The sequence below is a fragment of the Variovorax sp. GW458-11-26-14-LB1 genome (assembly GCF_059423965.1).
The window spans coordinates 21,416-47,930 of sequence record NZ_JBWKYW010000024.1 but is presented as its reverse complement, the minus strand read 5'-3'; the positions used below and the strand labels follow the sequence as shown (position 1 = coordinate 47,930).

Sequence of the window (26,515 nt, the reverse complement as noted above, 5' to 3'; positions counted from 1 at the left end):
CCCAGCACCGCCATCGCTCCAGGCCCCACGCATTCCTCCCTCATGACACGCACCTTTTTTCTGCCCACCGCCGCGCTACTGGCCTTGCTCACCCTCGCCGGCTGCACCTCGTACGTGAGCCGCGGCATCGATAGCGACGGCAAGGCCGCCGAACTCGTCTGGCCCGGCGCGGATCAACAGCAAACGTGGCAAACCGAAGGCAGCTTTCCGAACCGCGAAAACCTGCGCGCCATCGGCCCCGGCGCCACCAAGGACCAGCTGTACGCCCTCATCGGCCGCCCGCACTTCGACGAAGGCATGGCGGCCGTGCGCGAGTGGGACTACGTCTTTCACTTCCGCTCGGGCGGCGGTGCGACGAGCTGCCGCTACAAGGTGATCTTCGACACGGCCTACAAGGCGCGCAGCTTCCACTGGAACCCGGCGATCTGCGCCGAGCTGGCCAAGGGCTGATCAGCCGCCCTGCGGCGGCTCCGGCCGCCGCCACAGCCACGCCAGCACGACCGCCATCGAGCCGATGGCGACGCCTGCGAGCCACGGCTTGTGCGCCGTCAACACGATGACGACCGCGCAGAACGCCATCGCCGCGGTGGCGCTCCACTTGGCGCGCCGGCTCACGGTGCGGCCGTTCTCCCAGTTGCGCAGCAGCGGACCGAAGAGCCGGTGGTTCAGCAACCAGCGGTGCAGCCGCGGCGAACTGCGCGCCGCGGCCCAGGCGGCCATCAGCACGAAGACCGTGGTCGGCATGCCCGGCGCGACCACGCCGATGGCGGCCAGCACCAGGCACAACGCGGCAAAGACCATCAGCAGCCAGCGCACGAGCAGCGGCAACGGCCGGGGCTCCACGGCAGCGGGCGGGTTCTGGGGGTCTTCGGCGGGCGTCACGGGCCGATTGTCTTTCTTTCTCTTTCACCGCACCGACGCGCTTGATTCAGATCAACCGCGCGCCGCTTTCGGCTGCCGATACTGGACTTTTACATCCACCTGCAAAGTTCTGAAGACCATGGCCCACCTTGTATGGAAGACCGAGCTCAATACGGGGATCCATGAGATCGACACGCAGCACCAGCGCATCGTGCAGTACATCAATGCGCTGGACGATGCCCGCCGCACGAACGACCGCCAGGCCGTGGGCCGGATCATCGAAGAGACCATCGACTACACCGCTTCGCACTTCGCGTTCGAGGAGGCCATGATCGAGGACGCGGGCTACCCCTTCACCGGCCCGCACCGGAAGGTGCACGAGATCTTCGTGCGCCGCGTCACCGAGTTCCGCACGCGCTTCGAGCACGGCGAAGAGGTGCTGGCCGAGCTGCACGACATGCTCTCGCGCTGGCTGTTCAACCACATCCGCCATGAAGACGGCGCGTACGTGCCGACCGTGAAAGCGCACCTGCACACGACGGATTCGTCGGCGGAGGTGTTGGTGCATGCGCAGGTGCGCAAGGCGGTGCAGCAAGGCGGCGCCGCGGGGCAGGTCAAGATGGGGTGGATGCGGCGGCTGTTCGGCGGGTGACGCGGCTTTGACGCCGCGCCACCGCCGCGTCACTCCTCCACGAAGGCTTCTTCGCGCTTGGCCTTCACCGAAGGCAGCAGCACCACGATGAGCAGCAGCGCCGCCGCGGCCAGCAGCCCCGCCGACAGCGGACGCATGACGAACACGCTCCAGTCGCCGCGCGACAGCAGCAGCGCGCGGCGCAGGTTCTCTTCCATCATCGGCCCGAGGATGAAGCCCAGCAGCAGCGGCGCGGGCTCGCACTTGAGCTTCAGGAACAGGTAGCCCACGATGCCGAAGATCGCGACCATCCACACGTCGAAGGTGTTGTTGTTCTCCGAGTACACGCCCACCGCGCAGAACAGCACGATCGACGGAAAGAGCCACTTGTAGGGAATGGTCAGCAGCTTGATCCAGATGCCGATCATCGGCAGGTTCAGCACGATGAGCATCAGGTTGCCGATCCACATCGAGGCGATCAGGCCCCAGAAGAGTTCGGGGTTGCTGGTCATCACCTGCGGGCCCGGCTGGATGTTGTGGATGGTCATGGCACCGACCATCAGCGCCATCACCGCATTGGGCGGAATGCCCAGCGTCAGCAGCGGAATGAACGAGGTCTGCGCGCCAGCGTTGTTGGCCGACTCCGGTCCCGCCACGCCGCGGATGTTGCCCTTGCCGAAGGGCACCTCGCCCTGCTTGAGCTTGATGCGCTTCTCGATGGTGTAGGCCGCGAAGGCCGACAGCAGCGCGCCGCCGCCCGGCAAGATGCCCAGCGCCGAACCCAGCGCGGTGCCACGCAGCACCGCAGGCGTCATGCGCCGGAAGTCTTCCTTGGTGGGCCACAGGCCCTTGACCTTGGCGGTGAACACCTCGCGCTCGTGCTCGGGCACGGCCAGGTTGGCGATGATCTCGCCGTAGCCGAACACGCCCATCGCGATCGCGATGAAGCCGATGCCGTCGGTGAGCTCGGGAATGTCGAAGCTGTAGCGCGCCACGCCCGAGTTGACGTCGGTGCCCACGAGGCCCAGCGCCAGCCCGAGCAGGATCATCGTGATCGCCTTGAGCAGCGAACCCGAGGCCAGCACCACGGCGCCGATCAGGCCCAGGATCATCAGCGAGAAGTATTCGGCGGGGCCGAACTTGAAGGCCAGCTCGGTCAGCGGCGGTGCGAAGGCGGCCAGGATGAGCGTGCCCACGCAACCCGCGAAGAACGAGCCCAGGCCCGCCGCAGCGAGCGCTGGTCCGGCCCTCCCCTTGCGCGCCATCTGGTAGCCGTCGATCACGGTCACCACCGACGACGACTCGCCGGGCAAGTTCACCAGGATCGCGGTGGTCGAGCCGCCGTACTGCGCGCCGTAATAGATACCGGCCAGCATGATGAGCGCCGACACGGGCGGCAGCGCGTAGGTGGCGGGCAGCAGCATCGCGATGGTGGCCACGGGACCGATGCCCGGAAGCACGCCGATCAGCGTGCCCAGCAGGCAGCCGACGAAGGCATAGACAAGGTTCTGCGCGGTGAAGGCCACGCCGAAGCCGATCGAGAGGTTGGTAATCAGGTCCATTGTTCTCTTGGATTTCTTGTTGTTCTGCGCGGGTCAGCCGGCGATGAAGGTGGGCCACACCTGGAACTGCAGCTTCAGCGCCACCACGAAGGCCAGGTAGCTGCCGAGCGCGAGCACGGTCGCCAGCAGGGTCACGCCCTTCCAGCCGAAGCTGTCGCCCGCCAGGCTCGCGATGAAGGTCAGCGCATAGATCGCGACGATGAGCCCCATCGACGGCAGGCCGATGCTCGGCAGCCCGCCGAGCAGCACGCCGAAGATCAGGTTGGCGCCGATGATGAACAGCAGCGGCTTCCATGCGATGCGGCCCACCGGTTCGCCGTCGGCGGTCTCGACCGTGAGGGCCTTGAACGTGATCAGCACGCCCATGCACGCGATGAGGATGCCCACGATGAGCGGAAAGTAGCCGGGGCCCATGCGGGCGCCGGTGCCCACGTTGTAGGTCGTGGCGCCCCATGCAAAGGCCACGCCGAAGGCGCTGAAAAGCACGCCCGAGCAGAAGTCTCTCTGACTCTTGATTCTCACCGTTGATGTCTCCTGGAACTGCGTTGATCGGCACAGGATGTGCGTCAGCGATCCTAGGAATTCAGTGCGGCGGTGTGTATGAACAAAGCATTGCCATTCGGCAATGTTCGAGGCGCGAGGAAACGAAGAAGGCGCCGCTCAGGCGTCCGCCGCCGGCAGGTCGATGCAGGCGCGCAGGCCCGGGCGGGCATCGCCGAACTGCAGGCGACCGCCATGCAGCGCCACCACCGCCTGCACGCTCGCGAGCCCCAGGCCGTGGCCCGGCGTGCTGTGGTCCAGCCGATGGAAGCGCACGCCCAGGCGCTCGTACTCGGCGCTCGGAATGCCGGGCCCGTCGTCCTGCACGACGAGCTGCGCGCGCCCGTCGACCGTGTGCGTGCCGATGCGCACCGTGGCGCCGGCCCCGCCGTACTTCAGCGCGTTGTCGAGCAGGTTGGCCGCCGCGCCCGCGAGCAGGTCGCGGTCACCGAGCGCGATGGCGCGCTCGGCCGGCTCGCGCAGCAGCGCGATGCCCCGCACCTCGGCCACCGCCTCGTACAGCTCCGCCACGTCGTCGGCGATGACATGCAGCGCCACCGGCGCGAACTGCTGGCGCCGCGCACCGGCCTCGACCTCGGCGATCTGCAGCAGCTTCTCGAACATCACCGCCAGCTCCTCGAGTTCGCGGATGGCGGTGGCCACGGGCTCGCGCTGCGGATGGCTCGCGTCGCCGAGCCCCGCCTCCACCGCACGCAGGCGCACCAGCACGCGCGTGAGCGGCGTGCGCAGGTCGTGCGCGATGGTGTTGGACACATGGCGCACGCCGTCCATCAGCGACTGGATGCGGTCGAGCATCGCGTTGATGTCGCCCTCCAGCAGCGCGAACTCGTCTTCCTGGCCCGAAGGCGCCACGCGCTCCTGCAGCTCGCCCGCCGCGATGCGCGCGGCCGTGCGCCGCACCGCGCCCACGCTGCGCTCCAGCTCCTGGCGGAAGACGAAGGTGCCGCCGATGAGCAACAGCACCGCCACGATGCCCGCCGCCGCGCTGGCGCTCGCCACCAATGATTCGATCGACTCCTGGTCGCGCAGGTCGTGCCCCACCACGAGCATGCCGCCGTCGGGCAGCGGGCGCATCACGAGGTAGGCGATGACGGTCTGGCCTGCGCGCACTACGCGGCGGTGCACGCCGTCGCCGGCGTCGGGCGCCAGCGAGGGCATCTGGTCGAGGTTGCCCGCGCGCTTGTTTCCGTCGCGGTCGGTGAGCAGGTAGATCTCGTTGTCGGAGTTGCGGCCGTCGGAAAGCGCATGGGCGATCTCGCCCGCCACGCCTTCAGCGCCGCGCGCTTCGTAGCGCACCACCAGCTGCTGCACGCTGGCGGCCACCTGCCGCACCATGCGCTGCTGCAGCACGCCCACGGTCTGCATGTAGACGATGGCCAGCGCGGCCAGCATCGTGATGGCCACGAGCAGGCCGTAGTAGAAGGCCAGGCGGAAGCCGACCGAGCGCCACAGCTGGCGCAGGGCCCGGGTCATTGCGGCGCGGCCAGCGTGTAGCCCACGCCGCGCACGGTGTGGATCAGCGTCGGCGCGCCGCCCGCATCGAGCTTGCCGCGCAGGCGGCTCACCTGCACGTCGATCACGTTGGTCTGCGGATCGAACTGGTAGTCCCACACGGCTTCGAGCAGCATGGTGCGCGTGACCACCTGCCCCGGATGCATCATGAGGTAGGCCAGCAGCCTGAACTCGCGCGGCTGCAGCGCGATGGGCCGGCCGCCGCGCTCCACGTGGCGGCGCGCCAGGTCGAGCGTGAGATCGGCCAGCTGCAGCGTGCGGATCTCGGGCCCGGTGCGCGAGCGCCGCACCAGCGCCTCGGCGCGCGCCGCGAGTTCGGAGAAGGCAAAGGGCTTGGCCAGGTAGTCGTCGCCGCCGGCCTTGAGCCCGCGCACGCGCTCGTCGAGCGCGCTCAAGGCGCTGAGCACCAGCACCGGCGTCTTCTTGCCGAGGGCGCGCATCGTGGTGAGGATCGACAGGCCGTCCACGTCGTTGGGCAGCATGCGGTCGAGGATGACGAGGTCCCACGTCTCGCCCGTGGCGCGCGCGAACGCATCCGCGCCGTCGCGGCTGATCACCGCCACATGGCCGAGCGAGCGGAAGCCTTCGGCGATGTAGCGCGCGTTGTCGGCATCGTCCTCGACGATGAGGCAGTTCCAGATGACGGTGGGGCCGAGCACGTCAGTCGGTGCGGCCACGGCAAGAAATACCCATGGATGGCGGTGCGGTTGTGCTCACGTTGCGGCCCCTGGAATGCAGGGGCGTGCGACACAAATCCTAGCCCAGCTGGAAGCGGGAAAGGCCCACGTTTCATTACCGTTTGTCCATGAAGGCCGCGCGGTCGCGCGTGCGAGGAGCTGATCTGGCCCCATCAAGTCGAAGACCACGCTCACTCTCCGTTCACCAGAGACACCCCGTCCACCGGCTTGCGCATCCATGTCGCAACGTCCACGCCCAACCCGTGAATCACTGCATCCATTGCGCTGCATTCGGTCGTCTCCGCCGTGATATCCGCGTAGGGGATGTGCACTTGGCGCAGGGCCTTGAATTGCGCGGGGGGCAGTCCCGGTCGATCAAGCACCGCATGGATGACCACGATCGTGGGGCCGCCGGCGCTGACGGTCACGATGTCCATGATGTCGATCTTCAGCACAAGGGCGGCCTCCCTGCCGGGACCCGGCACAGGGCGCACAACCTCATGCCGCGCCTTCAACTGATCTTGCACGGCCTGACGCAGCGGGTCCGGCACGCCGCACGCGTCATCGGCTTCGGACATCCGGCGGCCCTGGTCATACCCGTACGCGACGGACGGCAGCATCACCGTGGTGGGGGCAGCAGGCGCGGGTCGCGTTCGCTCGGGCGGCTGGGGATCGTGTGAACCGCAAGCAGCCAGAAGTGCGCTTACCGCCATCGCGATGCACGTGTTGCGCACGAAGGCAGGCGAAGCCTCTGCAGGCGCATTGGAGGTACAGCAGGTCGGCGGCATCAAGACGCGATTTGTTACATTAGTCCGGGGGTTGGAGGAATTTTGCAGGACCGACTACCTACCGGGCGATCGCCCGGCCAAATCAACTATAAGGAAAAAAGCTACATGCACACCATCAATTACAAGATGGAGTACTCGATTCTCGAGTACGTTTTCGGCCTGATTGGCCCGGCAATTATCATTGCCGCCATTTTTTATCCGATTGCAGATCTGAAAATAGGCACCCTTCGGCTTCACCTGCCGACCGGCGTGGCCAATGGCGTTCTCATGTTGATCGGGGCGTACGTCACGTATCTTACGGTCGGAACACTTTTCAAGAAGCGCGCAGCCAACAGCCAGGGCGCCAGCATTGTTCTTGATGAAAAGGGCATGTCTTTCACGACCGTCAAGAAATTTTCGGGCGTACTGACCACCGTGGGCTATGACGCCATCAATCAAGTCACCATCACGGACATCCCGGAAACCTCCACATCGAGTGCGGAGAAAACAGTAGAAATCAGCACGCCGTCGATGGCACCCAAGAAGCACGAGTTCGATGCCATTCACATGGTGAAAGACTCAGACTTTGAAGTTCTTGTGAATGCGCTCAAGCATCGCGCCATCAATGCCACCTTCAAGCAAATCTGACCCATGGGTTTCTTGAAGAAGTTGTTCCAGATAGTTTCTGGCAAAAAATACAGAAATTGCCCCGATGGGGCCGCAGCGGATCCGGCGGCGCAGCGCGCACTTCAAGCGGGGCTCATCAACTCCGAACAGATCATGGCGTATTGCGACAGCTACGCAACGGGGCTGTCTGACGATGCGCTCGCCGAGGGACTTGGCTCGCACTGGGGCATACGCTCGCCCCAGGAGGCTGCTGAAACCCTGGCGTCACTCGGTCGCCATGGCCATCGCTTTTTTTACGACATTGTTTTTCGTATTTACAGCGATGGTGCTTCAGGAGAGGAGCGCCAGGAGGTTCTCGAGGCCTTGATCGCCAGCGGTCGATACGGCTCCCCGGAAACGGTGCGCGAGCAGATTGCCGCACAGGGGCCGTGTGAGGAAAAAGACCTCGTTTTTTCGGCTTTGGCGCAGGCGATGGAGATGCTGGAGAATTTGCGATCCGTTTTTCGTCTTCTCGAAGACAAAGTCAATGGCTCGTACCTTCCCAAGGATTACAGCGCCGGCATCCTTGCCTGGGATCTGGGCCGCCTCGTCACGGTTGCGAGGATGTCATTGGACTGCAAATACATCGAGCAGACTGAATTCGATCGAATTCTTTCGCATGCAGACAAAGAATTGCGCTCGAATTTTTCGTCCTGGCCGCAGTTTGCAAAAAGCTACATCATCGGCCGGGCCAGCTGGGCGGGTCAGAATATGACGCTGGGCGGAATCATCGGTATTGCCGAAGATCTCATGACCGATGAGCGGAGCCCTTGGGTGCTGTCGCCTCTGTGAGTTGCATTCGACGACAGCGCTGGAAAAGATCCTGCTCGTCGGATCGCTCCCTGCTGATTTCCGTGGACGTTTGATCCACCTTTCCATCGTGAACCGAGCGGCCGCAATGTCTTGCGGCCGTTTTTCGCATGGAAGACTGGATTACTCGTAAACGGAAATCAACAAATTCAAAGTATTTACGACGCTATTTGCGCGTTCAAGACTTTATTTGGCGAGATCATCAGGATCGCGCCACCCACGCACGCTCACTCCACCGTCACGCTTTTCGCGAGGTTCCGCGGCTTGTCGACATCGGTCCCGCGCGCACACGCCGTGTGATACGCCAGCAGCTGCAGCGGCACCACGTGCAGCAGCGGCGACAACGCGCCGTAGTGCTCGGGCATGCGGATCACGTGCAGGCCTTCGCCGCTGGCGATCTGCGTGTCGCCGTCGGCCAGCACGTAGAGCACGCCGCCGCGGGCGCGCACTTCCTGCAGGTTGCTCTTGAGCTTTTCGAGCAGGGCGTCGTTCGGCGCCACGGCGACCACGGGCATCTCGCTCGTGACGAGCGCGAGCGGGCCGTGCTTGAGTTCGCCGGCGGCGTAGGCCTCGGCGTGGATGTAGGTCACTTCCTTGAGCTTGAGCGCGCCTTCGAGCGCGATCGGGTAGTGCAGGCCGCGGCCCAGGAACAGGGCGTTGTCCTTGCGCGCAAAGTCTTCGGCCCAGCCGATGATCTGCGGCTCGAGCGCGAGCACCGACTGCAGCGCGACGGGCAGGTGGCGCATTTCCTTCAGGTAGCGCGCCTCGTCGAGCGCGCTCAGGCGGTCCTTGGACTGCGCGATGGCCAGCGTGAGCAGGAACAGGCCCGCGAGCTGGGTGGTGAAGGCCTTGGTCGAGGCCACGCCGATTTCGACGCCGGCGCGCGTGATGTAGGCCAGCTTGCACTCGCGCACCATGGCGCTGGTGGCGACGTTGCAGATGGTCAGCGTCTGCTCCATGCCCAGCGAGCGCGCGTGCTTGAGCGCGGCCAGCGTGTCGGCGGTTTCGCCCGACTGGCTGATGGTGACGACCAGCGTCTTGGGGTCGGGCACGGAGTCGCGGTAGCGGTACTCGCTGGCGATCTCGACCTGGGTGGAGATCTTCGCGATGCTCTCGAGCCAGTACTTGGCGGTGCAGCCGCTGTAGTAGCTGGTGCCGCAGGCCAGGATGAGGATCTTGTCGATGTCCTGGAACACGCGGTGCGCGCTCGCACCCGTGGCGCCGTCCTGGCCGATGCCGTCGAACAGCTCGGGCACGATGCCCTCGACGCCTTCGAGCGTGTCGCCGATGGCGCGCGGCTGCTCGAAGATTTCCTTTTGCATGTAGTGGCGGTACGGGCCCAGCTCGGCCGCGCCGCTGTGGGCGTGCACGGTGCGCACGGTGCGGGTGACGGGCTTGTGGTTCTTGTCGACGATCCAGTACTTGCCGGGCTGCAGGTCGACCACGTCGCCTTCTTCGAGGTACACGATCTGGTCGGTCACGCCGGCCAGCGCCATCGCGTCGCTGGCCAGGAAGTTCTCGGTGCCGTCCTTGCCGGCGCCCAGGATCAGCGGCGAGCCGGCGCGCGCGCCGATCACGCGCTGCGGTTCGTCGCGGCAGATGACGGCGATGGCGTAGGCGCCGTGCAGCTGCAGCACGGCGGCCTTGACGGCCTCGAACAGGTCGCCGTTGTAGAGGCTGTCGACGAGGTGGGCGATGACCTCGGTATCGGTCTGGCTCTCGAACACGTAGCCCTTGGCCTCGAGCGCGGCGCGCAGCGGTTCGTGGTTCTCGATGATGCCGTTGTGCACGAGCGCGATGCGGCCCGGGCGCGCGGCGGGCGCGTCGGCGCCGACGCCGTGGCTGAAGTGGGGGTGGGCGTTGTGCACGGCCGGTGCGCCGTGGGTGGCCCAGCGCGTGTGGGCGATGCCGGTGAGGCCTTCGACCTTGTCGTCGCGCACCTGCGTCAGCAGGTCGGCCACGCGCGAGGTGGTGCGTGCGCGGCTCAGGCCGCCGGCATGCACCGCGACGCCGCAGGAGTCATAGCCGCGGTATTCGAGCCGCTGAAGGCCCTGGACCAGGACCGGAACGATGTCGCGATGGGAGGCTGCGCCGACGATGCCGCACATGGGGTGTACCTTGTCTTGAAGAACAGAAGAGCTCGATGGTAGGGAGACGTACAAGAAATATGGCGTCTAAATTTCCTCAGTTTCGGACTTTTATTTCACTGAAACCCATAGATGGAGTTTTATTCCATAATTTCAACCGATATGGAATCAATCTCCCTCGACGCCATCGACCTCAAGCTGCTCGACGCACTCCAGAACGACGCCTCGCAGACCAACCAGCGCCTGGCGGCCGAGGTGGGCATCTCGCCGCCGACCTGCCTGCGCCGGGTGCAGCGCCTGCGACAGGAAGGCCTCATCGAGCGCCAGGTCGCCCTGCTCTCGCCCGACCGGCTCGCCACGGTGCTGGGCCATGGCCTGCAGGCGGTGGTGGAGATTTCGCTCGACCGGCAGGACGCCGCCGCGCTCGATGCCTTCGAGGCCCGCGTGATCGCAGACGACGCCGTGCAGCAGTGCTGGCGCGTGTCGCCGGGGCCCGATTTCGTGCTGGTGGTGGTGGCGCGCGACATGCCCGGCTATGGCGCGCTGACGCAGCGGCTGTTCACTGCCGACGCCAACGTGCGCAACGTGAAGGCGTTCTTCAGCCTGAAGCGCGCAAAGTTCGGGGCCCGCGTGCCACTGGGCTGACGCCGGTTCTGTGCGCGATCAGCGCTCGCTCGCCGCCTCGCGCAGCGCTTCGAGGAAGGTGCGCCGCCACCAGTGGATGTCGTGCTCGCGGATGCGCGACAGCAGCTTCTGGTGCCGCTCGCGCCGCTCTTCCAGCGGCATCTGCAGCGCCTGCTGCACTGTCTCCGCGGTGCCGTGTGTGTCGTACGGATTCACCAGCAGCGCCTCTTTCAGCTGCTCGGCCGCGCCGGCAAAACGCGACAGCACCAGCACGCCCGGGTCGGCCGGGTCCTGCGCCGCGATGTACTCCTTGGCCACGAGGTTCATGCCGTCGCGCAGCGGCGTCACCAACCCCACGGCGGCCGCGCGGCACAGGCCGGGCACGCGGCGGCGCGCCACCATGCGGTGGATGTAGCGCACCGGCATCCAGTCGAGCTCGCCGTAGTCGCCGTTGATGGCGCCGCACAGCGATTCGAGTTCCTTGCGGATGTCGGCGTAGGCATCGACCGTCTCGCGCGTGGGCGAGGCGATCTGGATCAGCGTGGCGCTGCGGCGGTTCTCGGGGTAGTTGGCCAGCAGCTCGCGGAACGAGCGCACGCGCTGCGGGATGCCCTTCGAATAGTCGAGCCGGTCGATGCCCAGCAGCAGCCGGCGGCTCGAGTACTCGCGCTTCATGGTCTCGTACATGTCGCGCGATTCCTTGGCGTGCGTGAGCGCCGCGAACTCGTCCACGTCGATGCCGATGGGGAAGGCGTTGCAGCGCACCGTCTGCCCGTAGGCGCGATACATGTCGTTGCCCAGGTACTCGCCGTGGGCCTCGTTGCGCACGTAGTGCTCGAAGTGCTGCACGTCCTGCTGCGCCTGGAAGCCGATCAGATCGTACGAGAACAGCGAACGCATCAACCATTCGTGCTGCGGAATGGCCGCGATGATGATCTGCGGCGGCAGCGGAATGTGCAGGAAGAAGCCGATGCGCTGCTTGCAGCCCATGGCGCGCAGCTCGGCGGCCAGCGGCATCAGGTGGTAGTCGTGGATCCAGATGATGTCGTCGTCCTTCAGCAGCGGCATCAGCTTGCGCGCGAACAGCTGGTTCACGCGCCGGTAGCCGCCGATGAAGCCGGCATCGAAATGCGCCAGGTCCAGGCGGTTGTGGAACACCGGCCAGAGCACGTCGTTGCTGTAGCCCAGGTAGTAGCTGTCGTGGTCGTCGCGGCTCAGGTCGAGCGTGGCCAGCGTCACCTTGCCGGCCTGCTGCTTGTGCAGCTCGCCTTCGCCCGTGGGCCCGCCCTCGACGATCTGCCCGCTCCAGCCGAACCACAGGCCGCCGCTTTGCTGCAGGCTCTCGCCCAGGGCCACGGCCAGGCCGCCGGCGGCGGGCTTGCGCGGGTCGGCCACGCGGTTCGAAACAACGACGAGACGACTCATATGCACGAATCCCAGGGAGCGGACAGGCGCACGGCCGCGTTGATGATGCCGACCATCGAATAGGTCTGCGGAAAGTTGCCCCACATCTCGCCCGTGACCGGGTGCGTGTCTTCCGACAGCAGCCCCAGCGGGTTGCGCGCGGCGAGCATGGTTTCAAAAATCTGCCGCGCCTCGGCCTTGCGGCCGATCTTGGCCAGCGCGTCGATGCGCCAGAAGGTGCAGATGTTGAAGGCGGTCTCGGGCTTGCCGAAGTCGTCGGCGGCTTCGTAGCGGCGCATGTAGGGGCCGTCGCACAGTGACTTTTCCATGGCGTCGACGGTGGAGATGAAGCGCGGGTCGCGCGCATCGATCAGGCCCACCTCGACCATCAGCAGGATGCTCGCGTCGAGCTCGTGCCCGCCGAAGCTTTCGGCAAAGGCCTGGCGCTCTTCGCACCACGACTTGGCAAGAATCTCTTCCTTCATGCGTGCGGCATGGCCATGCCAGTAGGCGGCGCGCTCGGGAAGTTCGAGCCGTCGCGCGATCTTGGCGAGGCGGTCGCAGGCGGCCCAGCTCATGAGCGCCGAGCTGGTGTGCACGCGTGCGCGCGTGCGCAGCTCCCACATGCCGGCGTCGGGCGTGCCGTACACGCGCACGGCCTGCTCGCCCACGGCTTCGAGGTGCGGAAACTCCGCCACGCCCGCGCGGCTCAGCAGCCGGTGGTCATGAAAAGCCTGCGCCGCGCCGAGCACGATGTTGCCGTACACGTCGTGCTGGAAGTGCTCCTGCGCCTGGTTGCCCACGCGCACCGGGCCCATGCCGCGGTAGCCGGGCAGGCCCTCGACGAAGGACTCGGGCAACTCGCGCTCCAGCCCGATGCCGTACAGCGGCTGGATGTGCTCGCCGTGCGAGCCGATCACCACGTTGCCGAGCCAGCGCAGGTAGTCTTCCATCGTGCCCACCTCGCTCAGCGAGTTGAGCGCGCGCACCACGAAGAAGGCGTCGCGCAGCCAGCAGTAGCGGTAGTCCCAGTTGCGCTGGCTGCCCGGCGCCTCGGGGATGCTGGTGGTCATGGCGGCCACGATGGCGCCGGTGTCCTCGTACAGAGAGAGCTTGAGCGTGATGGCCGCGCGGATCACCGCGTCCTGGTACTCGAAGGGAATGGCCAGGCGCTTGCTCCAGGTGCGCCAGTAGGCGATGGTTTCCTGCTCGAACTTGCGCGCGGTGTCGGCGATGCCTTCGAGCAGCGTCTCGTCCACGCCGAACATGAAGTTGTACTCGCGCGAGATCACGAAAGGCTGGCGCGACAGGATGTGCGAAATCGACGCGTCGGTGTTCAGCCGCAAGGTCACGTCGGGCCCGACATAGCGGATGTGGTTGCTGCCGCGCGTGACCTCGGTCGGCGCCGAGGCACCCCACTGGAAGCGCGGGTCGAGCGACACGCGGATGCGCGGCGCGCCGGCAATCGGGCGCACGCGGCGCACCATCATGAGCGGGCGGAAGTAGCGCGAGCGGCTGTGAAAGCGCGGCGCGAAGTCGGTGATCTCGATGCCCTGCCCCGCGCTGTCGAACAGCTGCGTGCGCAGCACGGCGGTGTTGGGCTCGTACCACTGCTTGCTGGAGGCGAAGTCCTCGATCTCGATGGCCCAGGCGCCGGCCTCCTCGCCGGGGTGCAGCAGCGCGTTGAAGACCGGGTCGCCGTCGAAGCGCGGCAGGCAGCACCAGACGGCGCGGGCGCGCGCATCGATGAGCGCGCTGTAGGCGCAGTTGCCGATCACGCCGACATTGAGCGAGGGCTCGGCCGGCGGCGCGAAGCCGCGCGGCGGGGCCGCAGCCACTTTCGCGGCGTCGACGGGCGCCTGGTCGTCGGGGCCTGCCGCGCCGGCCAGGGCGTCGCCCGCGCGGTCCTCCGGAGCCTTCGGCAGTTGTTGTTCGCTCATGCGGGCTTCCTCGGTGATGGTGTCTGGGGGGCAGGCGCGGCCAGCAGGTCGCGCGCCTGCACCAGCCATTCGTAGACCGCGCGCGGCGATTCGAGCCGGTGCAGCGCCAGGCTCGGCCCGGTGCCGACCTTGATCGCGACGCCGCCGCGCGGCTGCACGACGGCGAAGCCGCTCTCGTCGGTGGTGTCGTCGCCCGCAAAGACCGGCGTGCGGCCCGCGAACGGCGCTTCGGTCATGAAGGCTTCGATGGCGAGGCCCTTGTTGACGCCCGAAGGCTTGACCTCGAACACGAACTTGCCATGCATGAGCTCGAGCTGCGGACGGCCTTCGATGGCGCGTGCCATCGCGTCGCGGCACACGGCCTCCAGCTGCGGCGCGAGCCGGTAGTGCAGCGCGATGGCGCCGTGCTTGCGCTCCACCAGCAGGCCTTCGTGGATGCGCGCGAGCTCGTTCGCCACCTCCAGGATGGGCACGAGGTCGGGCGGGCGCTGCTCCTGCATGCCGCCTTTGGCATCGCGGCGCTGCACGCCGTGCTCGCCGGCCGCTGGCAGCCGCAGCGGCGCGAGAAAGCGGTCGATGGCATCGATCTGGCGCCCCGACACCACGGCGAGCGCGCCACCGAGCAGGTCGCGCAGGTCGCTCAGCAGGGGCACGAGGGCGGGCGGCACCTCGATGGCTTCAGGCGTGGCGGCGAGGCCGACCAGCGTGCCGTCGAAGTCGAGAAAAAGGGCGGCGTCCCGGCCCGGCGGAGGTGGCAACTGGGCGTTGCTGCTGGAGGACTTTGGCATTGGGAAAAACCATAGCACGGCTCGCACGCGGCGCGTGTCGGCCAAAGTCCCGGCGTGCGCCGATGGCGGCGATTCAGTCGGCCGTGGCCGGCAACGAGGCCTTCACCGCCGCGATGCGCGCACGGTGGATCGCCTCGCCGATGCGCGGCCCCGTGGCACCGGCCTGCTGCGCCTCGCGCGCCACCACGTCGGTGGCCACGGCCTGGGCCGCCGCGAGCACCGCGAGCAGGCGCGGGCGCTGCGGGTAGGCCGTGTCCTCGAAGCCGAGCCGGCCGCGCGCGTCGCATTCGCAGGCCAGCAGCGCCTCGGCGAAGCGCGCCGGCTTGCGGAAGGCGTCGCAGCGCTCCAGCAGGCGCACCAGCGGCGTCGCGTCGAGCGCGCCGCTGCGGTGGATGTTGCCGTGCTCGCGCGCCACCACCTCGGCCAGCTCGCGCAGCTCCACCGGCACGCGCCAGCGTTCGCACACGGCCTGCAGCAGGTCGACGCTGCGCAGCTCGTGGTTGATGTGGCGCGGCAGCATGTCGGCGGGCGTGGTGCCCTTGCCGAGGTCGTGCATCAGGCAGGCGAAGCGCACGGGCAGCGTGGCGCCCAGCCGCGCGCTGGTGTCGAGCACCATCATCAGGTGCACGCCGGTGTCGATCTCGGGGTGGTGCTGCGCCGGCTGCGGCACGCCCCAGAGCCGGTCGACCTCGGGCAGCAGCACGGCGAGCGCGCCGCAGTCACGCAGCACCTCGAACATGCGCGAGGGGCGCGTTTCCATCAGGCCGCGCGCGAGCTCCTGCCACACGCGCTCGGGCACCAGCGCATCGACCTCGCCGGCCGCGACCATCTCGCGCATGAGCGCCATGGTTTCGGGCGCGACGGTGAAGTCGTCGAAGCGCGCGGCAAAGCGCGCCACGCGCAGGATGCGCACCGGGTCTTCACGGAAGGCGTCGGTCACGTGGCGCAGCACCTTGTCGCGCAGGTCGCGCTGGCCGTGGAAGGGGTCGGCCAGGGTTTCGGCGCGTGCCTCGAAGCTGCCGTCGGCGCCCACGTGCTCGGCGGGCAGCGCGATGGCGTTGACGGTCAGGTCGCGCCGGGCCAGGTCCTGCTCCAGCGTGACGTCGGGCGCCGCATGCACCACGAAGCCGCGGTAGCCCGGCGCGCTCTTGCGCTCGGTGCGGGCCAGCGCGTACTCCTCGCGCGTGCGCGGATGCAGGAACACGGGGAAGTCGCGCCCCACGGGCAGGTAGCCGCGCGCCACCATGGCCTCGGGCGTGGCGCCCACCACCAGCCAGTCGTGGTCGGAAACGGGGCGGCCCAGCAGCCGGTCGCGCAGTGCACCGCCGACGAGAAAAATGTTCATGAGTGCAGTGTAGGGATACTCTCCCTGCACAAAAAGAACGGTCGTTCGATAATCGCCGAGCGATGCGAACGACCGTTCGTAAATTCGCGTCGCGCGAAGCACCGGTCGCTGGCCGGTGCCCCCGTGCGCGGGGCTGTTTTCAACACCCAAGGAGCATTCACAGCTATGAAGAAACTCACAACAACAGCATCGTTGGCATTGGCGGCACTCGGGGTCCTGGCATCGGGCAGCGCCCTGGCGCAGAACGCGGGCGACTGGGTCGTCGGCACCGGCTGGTTCCACCTGTCGCCGCAGGATTCGAGCAAGCCGCTGACCGTGACCTCGCCCGTGCACAGCGTGCTGGCCGGCTCGGGCGCCAGCGTCACCAACTCGGACACGCTGGGCCTGAACGTCGCGTACTTCATCGACCCCCACTGGGCCGTCGAGGGCGTGCTCGGCGTGCCGCCCAAGTTCAAGCTCAACGGCAGCGGCACGCTGGCGCGCGTGGGCGAACTCGGCCAGGCCCGCCAGTGGAGCCCGACCGTGCTGGCCAAGTACTACTTCAACGAAGGCAACGACGCCTTCCGTCCGTTCGTGGGCCTGGGCGCCACCTACGTCTGGTACAGCGACGTGAAGCTCACGTCGAACCTGCAGGGCGCGCTGGCCAGCCAGTTCCACGTGCGTCCGTCTTCGGTGAACACCACCGCCAAGCTCGACAGCTCGTTCGCGCCCGTGCTCAACGCCGGCGTGGCCTACCAGTTCGACAAGCACTGGGGCGTGTCGTTCTCGGTGTCCTACATCCCGCTGAAGACCAAGGCCAAGCTCACCACGACCAGCATCACCGGCCTGCCGGTGGCGCGCAGCGAGGCGAGCCTGAAGCTGAACCCGATCGTCACCTACCTGGCGGCGACGTACCGGTTCTGACGAAGTCCGACGGGCCTCAGTCGCGTGAAGTGCGATAGGGCTCGTCGAAAGCCACAAAGGTCTTCTCGGCCAGGGCGCCCGCGATCCACGCGGCGACGCCCGGCAGGGCCGCCACGCGCGCGATGTACGCGTCGATGGCCGGCGGCACCGGCAGGCCGTAACCTCGGATGCGCATGCCCACCGGCGCGAAGAAGGCGTCGGCGATGGTGAAGGCGCCGAACAGCATCGGGCCGCCGTGCGTCTCGAGCAGCTCGGTCCACATCTGCACGATACGGTCGAGGTCTTCCTGCACGCCGGGCTGTTCGGCCAAAAGCCGCGCGCCCACCTCGGGCAGCGAGGCCTCGATGTTCATCGGGCAGTTGCCGCGCAGGTTGGTGAAGCCCGAGTGCATTTCGGCGCAGATGCTGCGCGCACGGGCCCGCTCGGCCACGCCCTGGGGCCACAGCTGCTTCTCGGGGAAGCGCTCGGCCAGGTACTCGGCGATGGCCAGCGTGTCCCAGACGGCCAAGTCGCCGTCGACCAGCACCGGCACCTTGGCCACGGGGTTGATGGCGCCGATCACGTGCTTGAACTGCGAGGTGGTGTCGAACGAATCGAAGCGCACCATCACCTCCTCGAAGGGAATGCCGGCCTGGGTCATGAGCACCCAGGGGCGCATGGACCACGACGAGTAATTCTTGTTGCCGATGTAGAGCTTGGACATCTATCTGGGTCTCCGGGTCAGTGCGGGAATGCGGGGCAAAGCCGTCGATGCTAGCCGGGCGGCGGGCTGCGATTGATGACGAAGGCGGCGCGAATTGATGCAGGCCGCTTCAGCGGTCGCCGTCCTGGCGGGATTCGGGCGGGACGATCACGCGTGGGCCGGAGGCGTTCGTGTCCGGCGAGGGCTTCACGACGCGTTCGATCAGGCCCACGAGGCGCGGCACCAGCGACAGCACCGCGAGCGCCAGCAGCGCGCTGAACACGGCCGTGACCTCGCGGCCCAGCCCGCAGGCCATGCCGATGGCGGCCGTCATCCACAGCCCGGCGGCGGTGGTGAGGCCCTGCACGTGGGATTCGTCCTTGCCCTGCTTGAGGATGGTGCCGGCGCACAGGAAGCCGACGCCGGCCACCAGCCCCTGGATCACGCGGCTCATGTCGGCCGGCACGATGCCGGTCTGCTGCGGGATCAGCACGAACAGCGCCGAGCCGATGGCCACCAGCATGTGGGTGCGCACGCCGGCCGCCTTGCCCTGCTGCTCGCGCTCGAAACCGAGCAGGAAACCCAGCACGGCCGCCAAGAGCAGCCGCACCGAGATGCGCGTGAGCTGCGCGACATCGCCCACGTCCGAGAATTCGGACGCGACGGTGTCGAGCACCTTGTCGCGCCAGCTCATGTCAGGGCAGGTCCTTGTTGGGTTCCGGCTCGTTGGCGTTGCGCGGGCCCACGCGGCCCAGGCGCTCCTTCAGCGACTGCGGCTTGCCGCTGATGATGGCGGCGTAGTTGGTGGTGTTGGCCAGCACCTTCTTCACGTAGTCGCGCGTCTCGTTGAAGGGCACGTTCTCGGCCCAGATGGCCGCGTCGATCACCGGGCCGTTGCGCCAGTTGCGCGGGCGGCCCGGGCCGGCGTTGTAGGCCGCGGCGGCCAGCGCCATCGAACCGTCGAAGTCGTCGAGCGCGAGCTTCAGGTAGTTGGTGCCGATGGTGATGTTGGTTTCGCGGTCGTTGATCTGGCCGGGCGTGAAGTCGGTCAGGCCGATCTTGCGGGCGGTCCAGCGCGCCGTGGCGGGCATGACCTGCATCAGGCCCGAGGCGCCGACGCCAGAGCGTGCGTCCATGATGAAGCGGCTTTCCTGGCGGATCAGGCCGTAGACGTAGGCCGGGTCCAGGCCGATGTCCTGGCTCTTGCGCAGCACCGTGTCGTGGAAGGGCATGGGAAAGCGCTGCTCGACGTCGATCACGCCCTTGGTGCGCTCGCTGGTGTTGATGCAGCGGTCCCACACCTCGCGCTGGCAGGCCAGGTCGGCGGCGGCCAGCAGGGCGCGGTCGTCCATGCCGCCCTTGTCGTGCAGGTTGGTGGCGTAGTTCCACTCGCGCGTGCCTTCGGAGCGCAGGCCCATGCCGATGGCCTGCAGGCCGCGCTGCAGGCCCGGGTTGGTGCGCGCGGCGTTCTTTTCTTCGGGCGTAAGCGGCGCGGGCCGCGTGGCCGCCACGACGCGCTGGCCCAGCTCTTCGAGCGCCAGCATTTCATAGAAGCCGCGCGTACCGGCGATGCTGGTGTACAGCTCGCGGGCCTGGGCGCGGCGCTCGTCGCCGCCGGCGCTGCTCAGTGCGCGGGCCTTCCAGTAGACCCAGGTCGGGTCTTGCTGGGCGGCGTCGCTCATGGCGTTGATGGCGGGCGCGACGTCTTTCCACTGGCTGGCGCGCAGGGCGGCGCGCACGCGCCAGCCGAGCATGTCGTCGGACAGGTCGCTGTTCTTCGTGACGTTGCCGAAATAGCTCACGGCCATCGGCGAGAGCTTGTTCGCGGCCGCGCGGCCGATGGTGCCCCAGACCCAGTTGCGCTCCTCGGCGGAGAGCATCGGGCCCCACTTGCCGTCGAGCTGCGCGGCGCCCTGGTCGGGATCGGCCACCGCGATCTTGATGAGCGCGAGCACCACCAGTTCCTTGCGCGACTTGGCGGCGACGAAGGCGCGGCCGGTGAGGAACTTGGCGGCGCTGGCGTTGACCTCTTCGAACAGCGGCAGCGCGTCGGGCGCGGCGATGGTGACCGCGCCACGCGCGGCCGCGGGCCGGTTGGCCTCGATGGCCAGGCGCGCCTTCTTCCAGGCGTCGTTGGTGGTCATCAGGCGGGCCGCCACCATGCGGTCGGCGGCGGTGAGGCAGCCGTCGTCGCTGTCCTTCTGCGCGAACCAGTTGCGGCGCACCTCGTCGGCCTGCGCCTGCGTGGCCGTGCCAGTGCGCAGCGTGTCGACCAGCACCGCGTAGCAGCGCACCTGGGCGTCGTCGCCCATGCGGAAGCCGGCGATGTTGGAGGCGAAGCCGTCCCAGTCGCGGCGCTGGCCGAGCAGCAGCAGCCAGTCGTTGCGCAGGCGGTCTTCCTGGTAGGTGTTGGGGTAGCGCGCGTAGAAGTCCTGCACCTCGTTGGGCGCGGCCTCCTGCAGGCGGGCCTTGAGCTCCCAGTAGGCGGCCCAGGGTTCGAGTGCATGGCCGCGGGCCTGCGGCAGCAAGGCCGTGAGGCGGGCCTTGTCGCCGCGCTGGAAGGCCTGCTTCATCTGGACCAGCACGTCGTCGTTGGTGTTGTTCTGCGCGGCGGCGGGCTGTTGCGACAGCAGCGCGGCGAGTGCGAGAACGGCGGAAAAAACCAGGGCGGGCGCGCCGCGACGCTGACGAGCGCGCGCGGATGCCAAAATGCTTGGGAACTGCATCGGGGGATTATGGACAAGTCAAAGGATGCCGACACCTCGGCCACGGCGAGTTTTCTGAAGGGTCAACTGCGAAAGGCACTCATCGAGCAACGCCTGGCGCTGCCCGACCGCCTCGCGCGGGCCGACCTGCTGCAGCGGGTGATGCGGATCTGGCTGGTCGGCCGGCCCGACACCGTGATCGGCGCCTACTGGCCGATCAAGGGCGAGTTCGACCCGCTGCCCGCACTGCATCGCTGGAAGGAAGACGGCGAACTCATGGAAGAAACGCAGCGCCGCCGCATCGGACTGCCGGTGATCGACAAAGTTCACAAGACGCTCACCTTCCATGCCTGGTACCCGGGCTGCCAGATGGAAGAAGACGCCTACGGCATTCCCAAGCCCAAGGACACCGAGCTGATCGTGCCGACCCTGCTGTTCGTGCCCTGCGTGGGCTACAGCGCCGGCGGCTACCGGCTGGGCTACGGCGGTGGTTTCTACGACCGCACGCTGGCGGCGCTCGAGCCCCGGCCGTTCACGGTGGGGCTGGGCTTCACGAACGGCTTCCTGGAAGACTTCGAGCCCGAGGCGCACGACCTGCCGCTCGATGCCATCCTGAACGACAACGGCGTGGTCTGGCCAGTCACTTGACTCTCCCCCAGGCTGCGCGCACTTCGTGTCGCTTCGCCAACCCCCTCACCGGGGGCAACACCAGCGGCCCGGCAAAGCCGGTTCCGCGGTGTTCCTGGAAGGGACAAATCCTTTCCATCAATCGAGGTTGTCGACGGTGTCGGGGTCGGGCACCTCGCCGATGGTCTGGCGCGTGGTCACGGCCTGCGCCTCCAGCCAGTCGGAAAAGGCCTTGATCTCGGGCCGCAGCGCATTGCGCGGCCCCGAGATGAGCCAGTAGGCCATCGGCGAATCCAGGCGGTGCTGTGGCAGCACCTCGATCAGGTCGCCGTTGGCCAGGCTTTCGGCAATGAGCGAACTGCGCGCCAGCACCAGGCCCTGGCCCGTGAGCGCGGCCTGCACCATCTGGTACGCATAGTTGAAATAGAGCCAGCGCTTGGGCTGCGCGCGCTCCAGCCCGTTCACTTCGAACCAGCGCCGCCACGTGAGCCATTCCAGGTGCGTGCGGTGCGCGTCGCCCGCCTCGATGAGCGTGAAGCGGGCGATGTCGGCCGGCGTCTTGATCGGTGGGTTGCTCTTGATGAGCCACGGGCTCGCCACCGGCGTCAGCGTTTCGCCGAACAGCCGCACGGCGCCGGGCGGCATGCCTTCGGGCGGGCCGTAGCGCAGCGCGATGTCCACGTCGGCCACGTCGAGGTCGACCGCGATGTCGCTGGCGTCGATGCGGATGTCGATCTCGGGGTTGTCGCGCTGGAAGGCCTCCAGCCGCGGAATCAGCCACATCGACGCGAACGAGGCAAACGTGGTGAGCGCCACGCTCTTGCGCCCCGCGCTCTGGCGGATCTGCCGCACCGCCATGTCGATGCGCGGCAGCGCCTGCTGCACCGACAGCAGCAGCTGCGCCCCGGCGCTGGTCAGCTCCACGGCCCGCGTGTGGCGCAGGAACAGCGACACGCCCACTTCCTCTTCGAGCGACTGGATCTGCCGGCTCACGGCCGACTGGGTGAGCGCCATTTCCTCGGCCGCGGCGCGGAAATTGAGGTGCCGCGCGACCGCCTCGAAGGCCCGCAGGTGCCCCGCCGAAATGGGCCGGGAGCGCAGGTGGGTTTGCGAATGTTGCATGGGTATGACTTTGGTGTGCGTTCCCGGCGGCCGGGCGATTGATGCGAAACGCGCATCAGTAGGCTACCTCGTTTTCATTGGACCTCCAAGGCCGCAAAAACGATCATTCATTCCCGAACTGCGCCAACCTCTCTGTCTGTCAAAGGCGCTTCGGATCAGCCAAGGAGTCCTCATCATGTCCACCGCCGTCTGCACCAACGAATCGCTCGCTTCCCTGTCCCGTTCCACCCGCACCGCGGCCATTCCGCCGGCCGTGCGTCGTGGCGCCTGGCAGATTGCGCCCGGCGAGGCGATGAGCCTGAAGGCGCGGTCGGCGAGCGTGCTGCGCGTCAAGCAGGGCCGCGTGTGGGTCACGCCCGACGCCACCGCCCATGGCCCCAGCGAAGACATCGTGCTGGCCCCGGGCGAGTCGCTCACCGTGGCCGCCGGCCAGCGCATCGTCATGGAAGCCTGGGATGGCTACGGTGCCACCTACGTGTGGGACCCGGTCTGACCGACCGCCTGCACTCCCGGCTCTTCTGAACAAAGGCGGCTTCGGCCGCCTTTTTCTTTGCCCGTCGTTTTCAGTCGGTCAGTCGGTCAGTCGGTCAGGTGCTGATGTCGAAGCTGGCGCGCAGCGCCAGGAAGTGCGCCAGCGCCGCCTCGCCGCGCAGGGCCCGCAGGCCGGAGACCGGGTCCGGGCCCTCGCATTCGGCCAGGCCCATCGCAAACCCGCTGTAGCGCCGGGCGGCCAGCGGGCCGTCGTGGACCACCACGAGCGCCACGTGGCGCGGATCGCGCTGCAGCCGCGCCATCAGAGCCTGCACCGCCTCGCGCGGCCCCTCGAAATGCTGGCAGAAGCACTGGCCGTCGAACACCAGCAGGCCGGAGATGCCGTCCTCGGCGTTGCGCGCGCGGGCCTGGGTGACGATCGCGCCCACGGTGGCGGGCGGCAGGTCGGAGGCGAGCAGGCTGCAATAGAGGAATTCGTACAGGGATTCTGCAGAGGCTTGTTCTTGTGTCATGCGGTGCAAAAAGGGGACATCGTTTCGAGTCTAGGGGGCCATCCTGCACCCCGAAATGTCAAAAGACATAGCCCCGCCAGCCTATAGTGCGGCGTGAAGTTCGAGGACTACCCCGTTGCCGCCTCCCCGCCGCAGGGTGCGAACCCCTGCGAACACTGCGCGCTGCGGCGCCTGGAGGCCTTCCTGCCGGTGACGGCGCAGCAGCTGGAGGCGATCCAGTCCTTTCGCACCGGCACCCGGCGCGTCGAGGCGGGCGGCACCATCGTCGACGAGCACCGCGCCAGCCCGCAGCTGTTCACGCTCTATGCGGGCTGGGCCTTCCGCTACAAGACCCTGAGCGACGGCCGGCGGCAGATCCTGGGTTTCCTGCTGCCCGGCGACTTCATCGGCCTGCAGGACGAGTTCGCCGACGGCCAGACCCACGGCGTCGAGGCCGTGACCGATGCCACGCTCTGCGCCTTCGCCCGCGAGCGGCTGTGGGCGCTGTTCCAGACCCAGCCCCGGCTCGGCTACGACGTCACCTGGCTGGCCGCGCGCGAGGAAAAGCTGGTGGACGACCACCTCGTCACCGCCGGGCGCCGCAACGCCGGCGAGCGCGTGGCCATGCTGCTCATGCACCTGTACCGCCGCGCCCAGCGCGTGGGCATGGTGCGCGACGGCTGGGTGGAGTTTCCGTTCAACCAGCAGCACATCGCCGACGCGCTGGGGCTGTCGCTGGTGCACACCAACAAGACGATGCGGCGCTTGCAGCGCCTGGGCCTGTACAAGCTCGACGGCGGCTGGCTGCGCATCCTGGAGCCGCATGCGCTCGAAACGCTGGGCGACTACTTCGAGCGCCCCATGCGGCCGGTGCCGATGATCTGAAGGCGCCGCCTGCCTCAGCGCGCCGCCACCAGCTGCCGCAGGTCGCCCTGGTAGGCCTGCAGCCGCCGCACCGCCTGCTCGCGCTGCGTGGCGCTGGTGGTGTTGTGCAGCGCCGCCAGGTTGCGGCAGCCTTCCTGCAGCAGCGCCTGCTGCTGGTCGCGCCAGGGGCCGGGCGGCGGATCGGCGATGCGCTGGATGTAGGCATGCAGCGCGGCGCGGGCCTCGGCCGGCGACACGCGCGGGCCGCCGTTGCTGCCCTGGAAGCCGCGCAGCAGCACCAGCGCCTCCTGCTGGCGCTGGCGCCGCTCCTCGTACGCCAGCTTCGGGCTGAACACCGACTGCGCCACCTGCTGGCGCAGCAGCGCGCGCTGCTCGGTCGTGAGGCGGCCGTAGAAGTCTTCCTGGCGCTCGAGGAACTGGTCGTAGCGTTTTTCCTGCACCTGCGCGGGGCTGCGATCGAGCCAGTCCTTGCGGTAGTCGGTGTTGTTCTTCGCGTACTTGCGTTCGAGCTGCTGCAACTGCGCGTCGCTCAGGCTCAGCGCGAGTTCGGCGCTGGCGGCCTCGGCGCGCTCGGTGACGGCGAGCAGGCGCTCGCGGACGCGGTCGGCCAGCTGGCAGGCTTGGGCCGGCGTCACCTCGGCGCTCGCCAGGCCCTGGGCCTCCTGCAGCAGGCCGATGATGCGCGGCAGCTCGTTCTGGCGGTGCCAGGCCAGCAGCTGGGCGAGCTCGTCGCGCACCTTGGGGGTCTGGGCGCCGTCGAAGTCGAAGTAGCCGTCGAGCCACCAGTAGCTCAGCTCGGGCAGGTTGTTGTAGGCGAGCTTGACCGCGCTGCAAGCCCCCAGGGCAGCGGCCAGCAGCAGCACACCGATAATTCGGGCCAGTCCAGCACAACGAATCCGGGAAGAAAAGCGCATGAATCAGACTCCGCAGCAGAGCAACCAGGGACCGGTCGACGTCGTCATCATGGCGGCCGGCAAGGGCACGCGCATGAAGAGCAAGCTGCCCAAAGTGTTGCATCGTTTGGCCGGCCGCGCCTTGCTGGCCCATGTGACCGACACCGCCGCGCGCATCGGCGCGCGCCATGTCGTGGTCGTGACGGGCCACGGCGCCGAGCAGGTCGAGACCGCGATCAAGGCCACGGCCGTGAACGCCGCCGCCCTCGGTTTCGCGCGCCAGGAGCCCCAGCTGGGCACCGGCCACGCCGTGCAGCAGGCCACGCCGCAGCTGCCGGACGACGGCACCGTGGTGATCCTGTCGGGCGACGTGCCCCTGATCGCCGAGGACACGCTGCGCACCCTCATCGCCGCCAGCGGCGGCGAGCGGCTCGCGCTGCTGACCATCGAGCTCGACGACCCCACGGGCTACGGCCGCATCATCCGCACCACGGCGGGCGGTGAAGTGACGGCCATCGTCGAGCACAAGGACGCCACCGAGGCGCAGCGCGCCGTGCGCGAGATCAACAGCGGCGTGATGGCCGCGCCCGCACGCCTGCTCAAGGGCTGGCTGGCGCGCCTGGACAACAAGAACACCCAGGGCGAGTACTACCTGACCGACATCGTGAAGTTCGCGGCCGACGACCGCGTGCCGGTGGTGGCGCATGTCACGACCGACGCGCTGCAGGTGGCGGGCATCAACAGCCCGGCCCAGCTCGCGGCGCTGGAGCGCGCCTGGCAGCTGCGCCAGGCCAACGCGCTGATGGAACAGGGCGTGCGCCTGGCCGACCCGGCGCGCTTCGACCTGCGCGGCACGCTGAGCTGCGGCGCCGACGTCGACATCGACGTCAACTGCGTGTTCGAAGGCACGGTGTCGCTGGGCGAAGGCGTGCGCATCGGCGCGAACTGCGTCATTGCCAACGTGCGCATCGAGGCGGGCGCGGTGATCCACCCCTTCACCCACATCGACGGCGAGAAGGCCGGCGTGACGGTGGGCGCGGGCGCGCTGGTCGGGCCCTTTGCGCGGCTGCGGCCCGGTGCCCAACTGGGCGCCGAGGTTCACATCGGCAACTTCGTCGAGGTCAAGAACTCCACGCTGGCGGCGGGCGCCAAGGCCAACCACCTGGCCTACCTGGGCGACGCCACGGTGGGCGAGCGCGTGAACTACGGCGCAGGCAGCATCACGGCCAACTACGACGGCGCCAACAAGCACCGCACCGTGATCGAGGCCGACGTGCACGTGGGCAGCAACTGCGTGCTCGTGGCGCCCGTGACCATCGGCGCGGGCGGCACCATCGGCGGCGGCTCGACGGTGAACAAGTCGACCGAGCCCGGCGCGCTGACCGTGGCGCGGGGCAAGCAGGTCAGCTTCGCGAACTGGAAGCGGCCGCAGAAGTTGCCGAAGAACTGACAGCGGCTTCGGGCTCTGGTTCGGGGCAGG

General features: G+C 68.0%; 27 protein-coding genes. 10 read left to right on the top strand and 17 right to left on the bottom strand.

Annotated elements, in window-relative coordinates:
* Positions 1-42 precede the first annotated feature (42 nt).
* Entirely contained in the window at positions 43-450 is a 408-nt protein-coding gene (locus AC07YS_RS17310; protein ID WP_493196110.1) for an outer membrane protein assembly factor BamE, read from the top strand.
* Here AC07YS_RS17310 and AC07YS_RS17305 read toward each other — a convergent pair whose 3' ends face one another.
* Entirely contained in the window at positions 451-882 is a 432-nt protein-coding gene (locus AC07YS_RS17305) for a YbaN family protein (RefSeq protein WP_495268876.1), read from the bottom strand.
* A gap of 118 nt (positions 883-1,000) precedes the next feature.
* On the opposite strand from AC07YS_RS17305, the gene AC07YS_RS17300 reads away from it, so the two are divergent.
* Positions 1,001-1,513, top strand: a complete 513-nt coding sequence (locus tag AC07YS_RS17300; RefSeq protein ID WP_062481180.1) for a bacteriohemerythrin — start codon at positions 1,001-1,003, stop codon at positions 1,511-1,513.
* Between the two features lie 29 nt (positions 1,514-1,542).
* Here AC07YS_RS17300 and AC07YS_RS17295 read toward each other — a convergent pair whose 3' ends face one another.
* The 5 genes from AC07YS_RS17295 to AC07YS_RS17275 all read right to left on the bottom strand — a co-directional run bounded on the left by AC07YS_RS17295 (position 1,543) and on the right by AC07YS_RS17275 (position 6,427).
* Positions 1,543-3,054 carry a tripartite tricarboxylate transporter permease gene (locus AC07YS_RS17295; RefSeq protein ID WP_070060062.1) on the bottom strand — a complete coding sequence of 504 codons (1,512 nt, stop codon included), beginning with the start codon at positions 3,052-3,054 and terminating at the stop codon, positions 1,543-1,545.
* A gap of 33 nt (positions 3,055-3,087) precedes the next feature.
* Positions 3,088-3,576, bottom strand: a complete 489-nt coding sequence (locus AC07YS_RS17290) for a tripartite tricarboxylate transporter TctB family protein (protein WP_492733992.1) — start codon at positions 3,574-3,576, stop codon at positions 3,088-3,090.
* Between the two features lie 138 nt (positions 3,577-3,714).
* Positions 3,715-5,088: a sensor histidine kinase gene (locus AC07YS_RS17285; protein ID WP_495268877.1), complete on the bottom strand. Its 1,374-nt coding sequence runs from the start codon at positions 5,086-5,088 to the stop codon at positions 3,715-3,717.
* Positions 5,085-5,768: a response regulator transcription factor gene (locus AC07YS_RS17280; protein WP_062481198.1), complete on the bottom strand. Its 684-nt coding sequence runs from the start codon at positions 5,766-5,768 to the stop codon at positions 5,085-5,087. Before AC07YS_RS17280 ends, AC07YS_RS17285 begins: the two co-directional genes overlap by 4 nt.
* A gap of 227 nt (positions 5,769-5,995) precedes the next feature.
* A complete protein-coding gene (locus tag AC07YS_RS17275) occupies positions 5,996-6,427 on the bottom strand; it encodes a hypothetical protein (protein WP_495273900.1) in 432 nt (143 codons plus the stop codon).
* Positions 6,428-6,697: 270 nt separating this feature from the next.
* Here AC07YS_RS17275 and AC07YS_RS17270 point away from each other — a divergent pair, with 270 nt between their 5' ends.
* Both AC07YS_RS17270 and AC07YS_RS17265 read left to right on the top strand, forming a co-directional pair.
* A complete protein-coding gene (locus AC07YS_RS17270) occupies positions 6,698-7,219 on the top strand; it encodes a hypothetical protein (RefSeq protein WP_495268879.1) in 522 nt (173 codons plus the stop codon).
* Between the two features lie 3 nt (positions 7,220-7,222).
* Positions 7,223-8,029 (top strand): DUF1266 domain-containing protein, encoded by an 807-nt coding sequence (locus AC07YS_RS17265; protein ID WP_495268880.1) that lies wholly within the window; start codon positions 7,223-7,225, stop codon positions 8,027-8,029.
* 245 nt (positions 8,030-8,274) lie between these two features.
* Here AC07YS_RS17265 and glmS read toward each other — a convergent pair whose 3' ends face one another.
* Positions 8,275-10,155, bottom strand: coding sequence for a glutamine--fructose-6-phosphate transaminase (isomerizing) (gene glmS, locus AC07YS_RS17260; protein WP_070060065.1), 1,881 nt, complete (start codon positions 10,153-10,155; stop codon positions 8,275-8,277).
* A gap of 141 nt (positions 10,156-10,296) precedes the next feature.
* Here glmS and AC07YS_RS17255 point away from each other — a divergent pair, with 141 nt between their 5' ends.
* The gene (locus AC07YS_RS17255; protein ID WP_139705322.1) at positions 10,297-10,779 is read left to right on the top strand and encodes an Lrp/AsnC family transcriptional regulator; all 483 of its coding nucleotides are present in this window, start codon (positions 10,297-10,299) and stop codon (positions 10,777-10,779) included.
* An 18-nt stretch (positions 10,780-10,797) separates the two neighbouring features.
* Here AC07YS_RS17255 and otsA read toward each other — a convergent pair whose 3' ends face one another.
* The 4 genes from otsA to AC07YS_RS17235 form a co-directional block, all read right to left on the bottom strand.
* Entirely contained in the window at positions 10,798-12,183 is a 1,386-nt protein-coding gene (gene otsA, locus AC07YS_RS17250) for an alpha,alpha-trehalose-phosphate synthase (UDP-forming) (protein WP_159273914.1), read from the bottom strand.
* Positions 12,180-14,102, bottom strand: coding sequence for a glycoside hydrolase family 15 protein (locus AC07YS_RS17245; RefSeq protein WP_495268881.1), 1,923 nt, complete (start codon positions 14,100-14,102; stop codon positions 12,180-12,182). The genes otsA and AC07YS_RS17245 overlap by 4 nt, the downstream gene beginning before the upstream one ends.
* On the bottom strand, positions 14,099-14,890 hold the full coding sequence (gene otsB, locus AC07YS_RS17240) for a trehalose-phosphatase (RefSeq protein WP_495268882.1): 792 nt from the start codon (positions 14,888-14,890) through the stop codon (positions 14,099-14,101). Before otsB ends, AC07YS_RS17245 begins: the two co-directional genes overlap by 4 nt.
* 73 nt (positions 14,891-14,963) lie before the next feature.
* Entirely contained in the window at positions 14,964-16,235 is a 1,272-nt protein-coding gene (locus AC07YS_RS17235; protein ID WP_495268883.1) for a multifunctional CCA addition/repair protein, read from the bottom strand.
* A gap of 165 nt (positions 16,236-16,400) precedes the next feature.
* Here AC07YS_RS17235 and AC07YS_RS17230 point away from each other — a divergent pair, with 165 nt between their 5' ends.
* Positions 16,401-17,138 carry an OmpW/AlkL family protein gene (locus tag AC07YS_RS17230; RefSeq protein WP_062477953.1) on the top strand — a complete coding sequence of 246 codons (738 nt, stop codon included), beginning with the start codon at positions 16,401-16,403 and terminating at the stop codon, positions 17,136-17,138.
* 16 nt (positions 17,139-17,154) lie between these two features.
* Here the strand turns inward: AC07YS_RS17230 and AC07YS_RS17225 are convergent, their stop codons facing one another.
* The 3 genes from AC07YS_RS17225 to AC07YS_RS17215 form a co-directional block, all read right to left on the bottom strand.
* Entirely contained in the window at positions 17,155-17,841 is a 687-nt protein-coding gene (locus AC07YS_RS17225; protein ID WP_495268884.1) for a glutathione S-transferase family protein, read from the bottom strand.
* A 109-nt stretch (positions 17,842-17,950) separates the two neighbouring features.
* Positions 17,951-18,514 (bottom strand): MgtC/SapB family protein, encoded by a 564-nt coding sequence (locus tag AC07YS_RS17220; protein WP_495268885.1) that lies wholly within the window; start codon positions 18,512-18,514, stop codon positions 17,951-17,953.
* 1 nt (position 18,515) lies between these two features.
* Positions 18,516-20,546: a lytic transglycosylase domain-containing protein gene (locus AC07YS_RS17215; protein WP_492733985.1), complete on the bottom strand. Its 2,031-nt coding sequence runs from the start codon at positions 20,544-20,546 to the stop codon at positions 18,516-18,518.
* A 9-nt stretch (positions 20,547-20,555) separates the two neighbouring features.
* Between AC07YS_RS17215 and AC07YS_RS17210 the strand changes: the two genes are divergently transcribed.
* On the top strand, positions 20,556-21,173 hold the full coding sequence (locus AC07YS_RS17210) for a 5-formyltetrahydrofolate cyclo-ligase (RefSeq protein WP_062477936.1): 618 nt from the start codon (positions 20,556-20,558) through the stop codon (positions 21,171-21,173).
* Positions 21,174-21,290: 117 nt separating this feature from the next.
* Here the strand turns inward: AC07YS_RS17210 and AC07YS_RS17205 are convergent, their stop codons facing one another.
* Positions 21,291-22,274: a LysR substrate-binding domain-containing protein gene (locus AC07YS_RS17205; RefSeq protein WP_062477933.1), complete on the bottom strand. Its 984-nt coding sequence runs from the start codon at positions 22,272-22,274 to the stop codon at positions 21,291-21,293.
* Positions 22,275-22,449: 175 nt separating this feature from the next.
* Between AC07YS_RS17205 and AC07YS_RS17200 the strand changes: the two genes are divergently transcribed.
* A complete protein-coding gene (locus AC07YS_RS17200) occupies positions 22,450-22,767 on the top strand; it encodes a DUF2917 domain-containing protein (protein WP_062477930.1) in 318 nt (105 codons plus the stop codon).
* 94 nt (positions 22,768-22,861) lie between these two features.
* Here AC07YS_RS17200 and AC07YS_RS17195 read toward each other — a convergent pair whose 3' ends face one another.
* Positions 22,862-23,278, bottom strand: a complete 417-nt coding sequence (locus AC07YS_RS17195) for a BLUF domain-containing protein (RefSeq protein ID WP_495268886.1) — start codon at positions 23,276-23,278, stop codon at positions 22,862-22,864.
* Between the two features lie 93 nt (positions 23,279-23,371).
* Between AC07YS_RS17195 and AC07YS_RS17190 the strand changes: the two genes are divergently transcribed.
* On the top strand, positions 23,372-24,142 hold the full coding sequence (locus AC07YS_RS17190) for a Crp/Fnr family transcriptional regulator (protein WP_495268887.1): 771 nt from the start codon (positions 23,372-23,374) through the stop codon (positions 24,140-24,142).
* Between the two features lie 14 nt (positions 24,143-24,156).
* On the opposite strand, the gene AC07YS_RS17185 is transcribed toward AC07YS_RS17190, so the two are convergent.
* A complete protein-coding gene (locus tag AC07YS_RS17185) occupies positions 24,157-25,056 on the bottom strand; it encodes a DUF6279 family lipoprotein (protein WP_495268888.1) in 900 nt (299 codons plus the stop codon).
* On the opposite strand from AC07YS_RS17185, the gene glmU reads away from it, so the two are divergent.
* Positions 25,055-26,485 carry a bifunctional UDP-N-acetylglucosamine diphosphorylase/glucosamine-1-phosphate N-acetyltransferase GlmU gene (glmU, locus tag AC07YS_RS17180; RefSeq protein WP_139705299.1) on the top strand — a complete coding sequence of 477 codons (1,431 nt, stop codon included), beginning with the start codon at positions 25,055-25,057 and terminating at the stop codon, positions 26,483-26,485. The two genes, AC07YS_RS17185 and glmU, sit on opposite strands and share 2 nt — an antisense overlap.
* Positions 26,486-26,515 lie beyond the last annotated feature (30 nt).

What these genes read in the sequence shown, in the direction of transcription:
- AC07YS_RS17310 (WP_493196110.1), top strand. Translation starts at nt 43, where the DNA reads ATGACACGCACCTTTTTTCTGCCCACCGCCGCGCTACTGGCCTTGCTC.
- AC07YS_RS17300 (WP_062481180.1), top strand. Translation starts at nt 1,001, where the DNA reads ATGGCCCACCTTGTATGGAAGACCGAGCTCAATACGGGGATCCATGAG.
- AC07YS_RS17295 (WP_070060062.1), bottom strand. Translation starts at nt 3,054, where the DNA reads ATGGACCTGATTACCAACCTCTCGATCGGCTTCGGCGTGGCCTTCACC.
- AC07YS_RS17285 (WP_495268877.1), bottom strand. Translation starts at nt 5,088, where the DNA reads ATGACCCGGGCCCTGCGCCAGCTGTGGCGCTCGGTCGGCTTCCGCCTG.
- AC07YS_RS17270 (WP_495268879.1), top strand. Translation starts at nt 6,698, where the DNA reads ATGCACACCATCAATTACAAGATGGAGTACTCGATTCTCGAGTACGTT.
- AC07YS_RS17265 (WP_495268880.1), top strand. Translation starts at nt 7,223, where the DNA reads ATGGGTTTCTTGAAGAAGTTGTTCCAGATAGTTTCTGGCAAAAAATAC.
- glmS (WP_070060065.1), bottom strand. Translation starts at nt 10,155, where the DNA reads ATGTGCGGCATCGTCGGCGCAGCCTCCCATCGCGACATCGTTCCGGTC.
- AC07YS_RS17255 (WP_139705322.1), top strand. Translation starts at nt 10,297, where the DNA reads ATGGAATCAATCTCCCTCGACGCCATCGACCTCAAGCTGCTCGACGCA.
- otsA (WP_159273914.1), bottom strand. Translation starts at nt 12,183, where the DNA reads ATGAGTCGTCTCGTCGTTGTTTCGAACCGCGTGGCCGACCCGCGCAAG.
- AC07YS_RS17245 (WP_495268881.1), bottom strand. Translation starts at nt 14,102, where the DNA reads ATGAGCGAACAACAACTGCCGAAGGCTCCGGAGGACCGCGCGGGCGAC.
- otsB (WP_495268882.1), bottom strand. Translation starts at nt 14,890, where the DNA reads ATGCCAAAGTCCTCCAGCAGCAACGCCCAGTTGCCACCTCCGCCGGGC.
- AC07YS_RS17235 (WP_495268883.1), bottom strand. Translation starts at nt 16,235, where the DNA reads ATGAACATTTTTCTCGTCGGCGGTGCACTGCGCGACCGGCTGCTGGGC.
- AC07YS_RS17230 (WP_062477953.1), top strand. Translation starts at nt 16,401, where the DNA reads ATGAAGAAACTCACAACAACAGCATCGTTGGCATTGGCGGCACTCGGG.
- AC07YS_RS17225 (WP_495268884.1), bottom strand. Translation starts at nt 17,841, where the DNA reads ATGTCCAAGCTCTACATCGGCAACAAGAATTACTCGTCGTGGTCCATG.
- AC07YS_RS17220 (WP_495268885.1), bottom strand. Translation starts at nt 18,514, where the DNA reads ATGAGCTGGCGCGACAAGGTGCTCGACACCGTCGCGTCCGAATTCTCG.
- AC07YS_RS17215 (WP_492733985.1), bottom strand. Translation starts at nt 20,546, where the DNA reads ATGCAGTTCCCAAGCATTTTGGCATCCGCGCGCGCTCGTCAGCGTCGC.
- AC07YS_RS17210 (WP_062477936.1), top strand. Translation starts at nt 20,556, where the DNA reads ATGGACAAGTCAAAGGATGCCGACACCTCGGCCACGGCGAGTTTTCTG.
- AC07YS_RS17205 (WP_062477933.1), bottom strand. Translation starts at nt 22,274, where the DNA reads ATGCAACATTCGCAAACCCACCTGCGCTCCCGGCCCATTTCGGCGGGG.
- AC07YS_RS17200 (WP_062477930.1), top strand. Translation starts at nt 22,450, where the DNA reads ATGTCCACCGCCGTCTGCACCAACGAATCGCTCGCTTCCCTGTCCCGT.
- AC07YS_RS17195 (WP_495268886.1), bottom strand. Translation starts at nt 23,278, where the DNA reads ATGACACAAGAACAAGCCTCTGCAGAATCCCTGTACGAATTCCTCTAT.
- glmU (WP_139705299.1), top strand. Translation starts at nt 25,055, where the DNA reads ATGAATCAGACTCCGCAGCAGAGCAACCAGGGACCGGTCGACGTCGTC.
- AC07YS_RS17185 (WP_495268888.1), bottom strand. Translation starts at nt 25,056, where the DNA reads ATGCGCTTTTCTTCCCGGATTCGTTGTGCTGGACTGGCCCGAATTATC.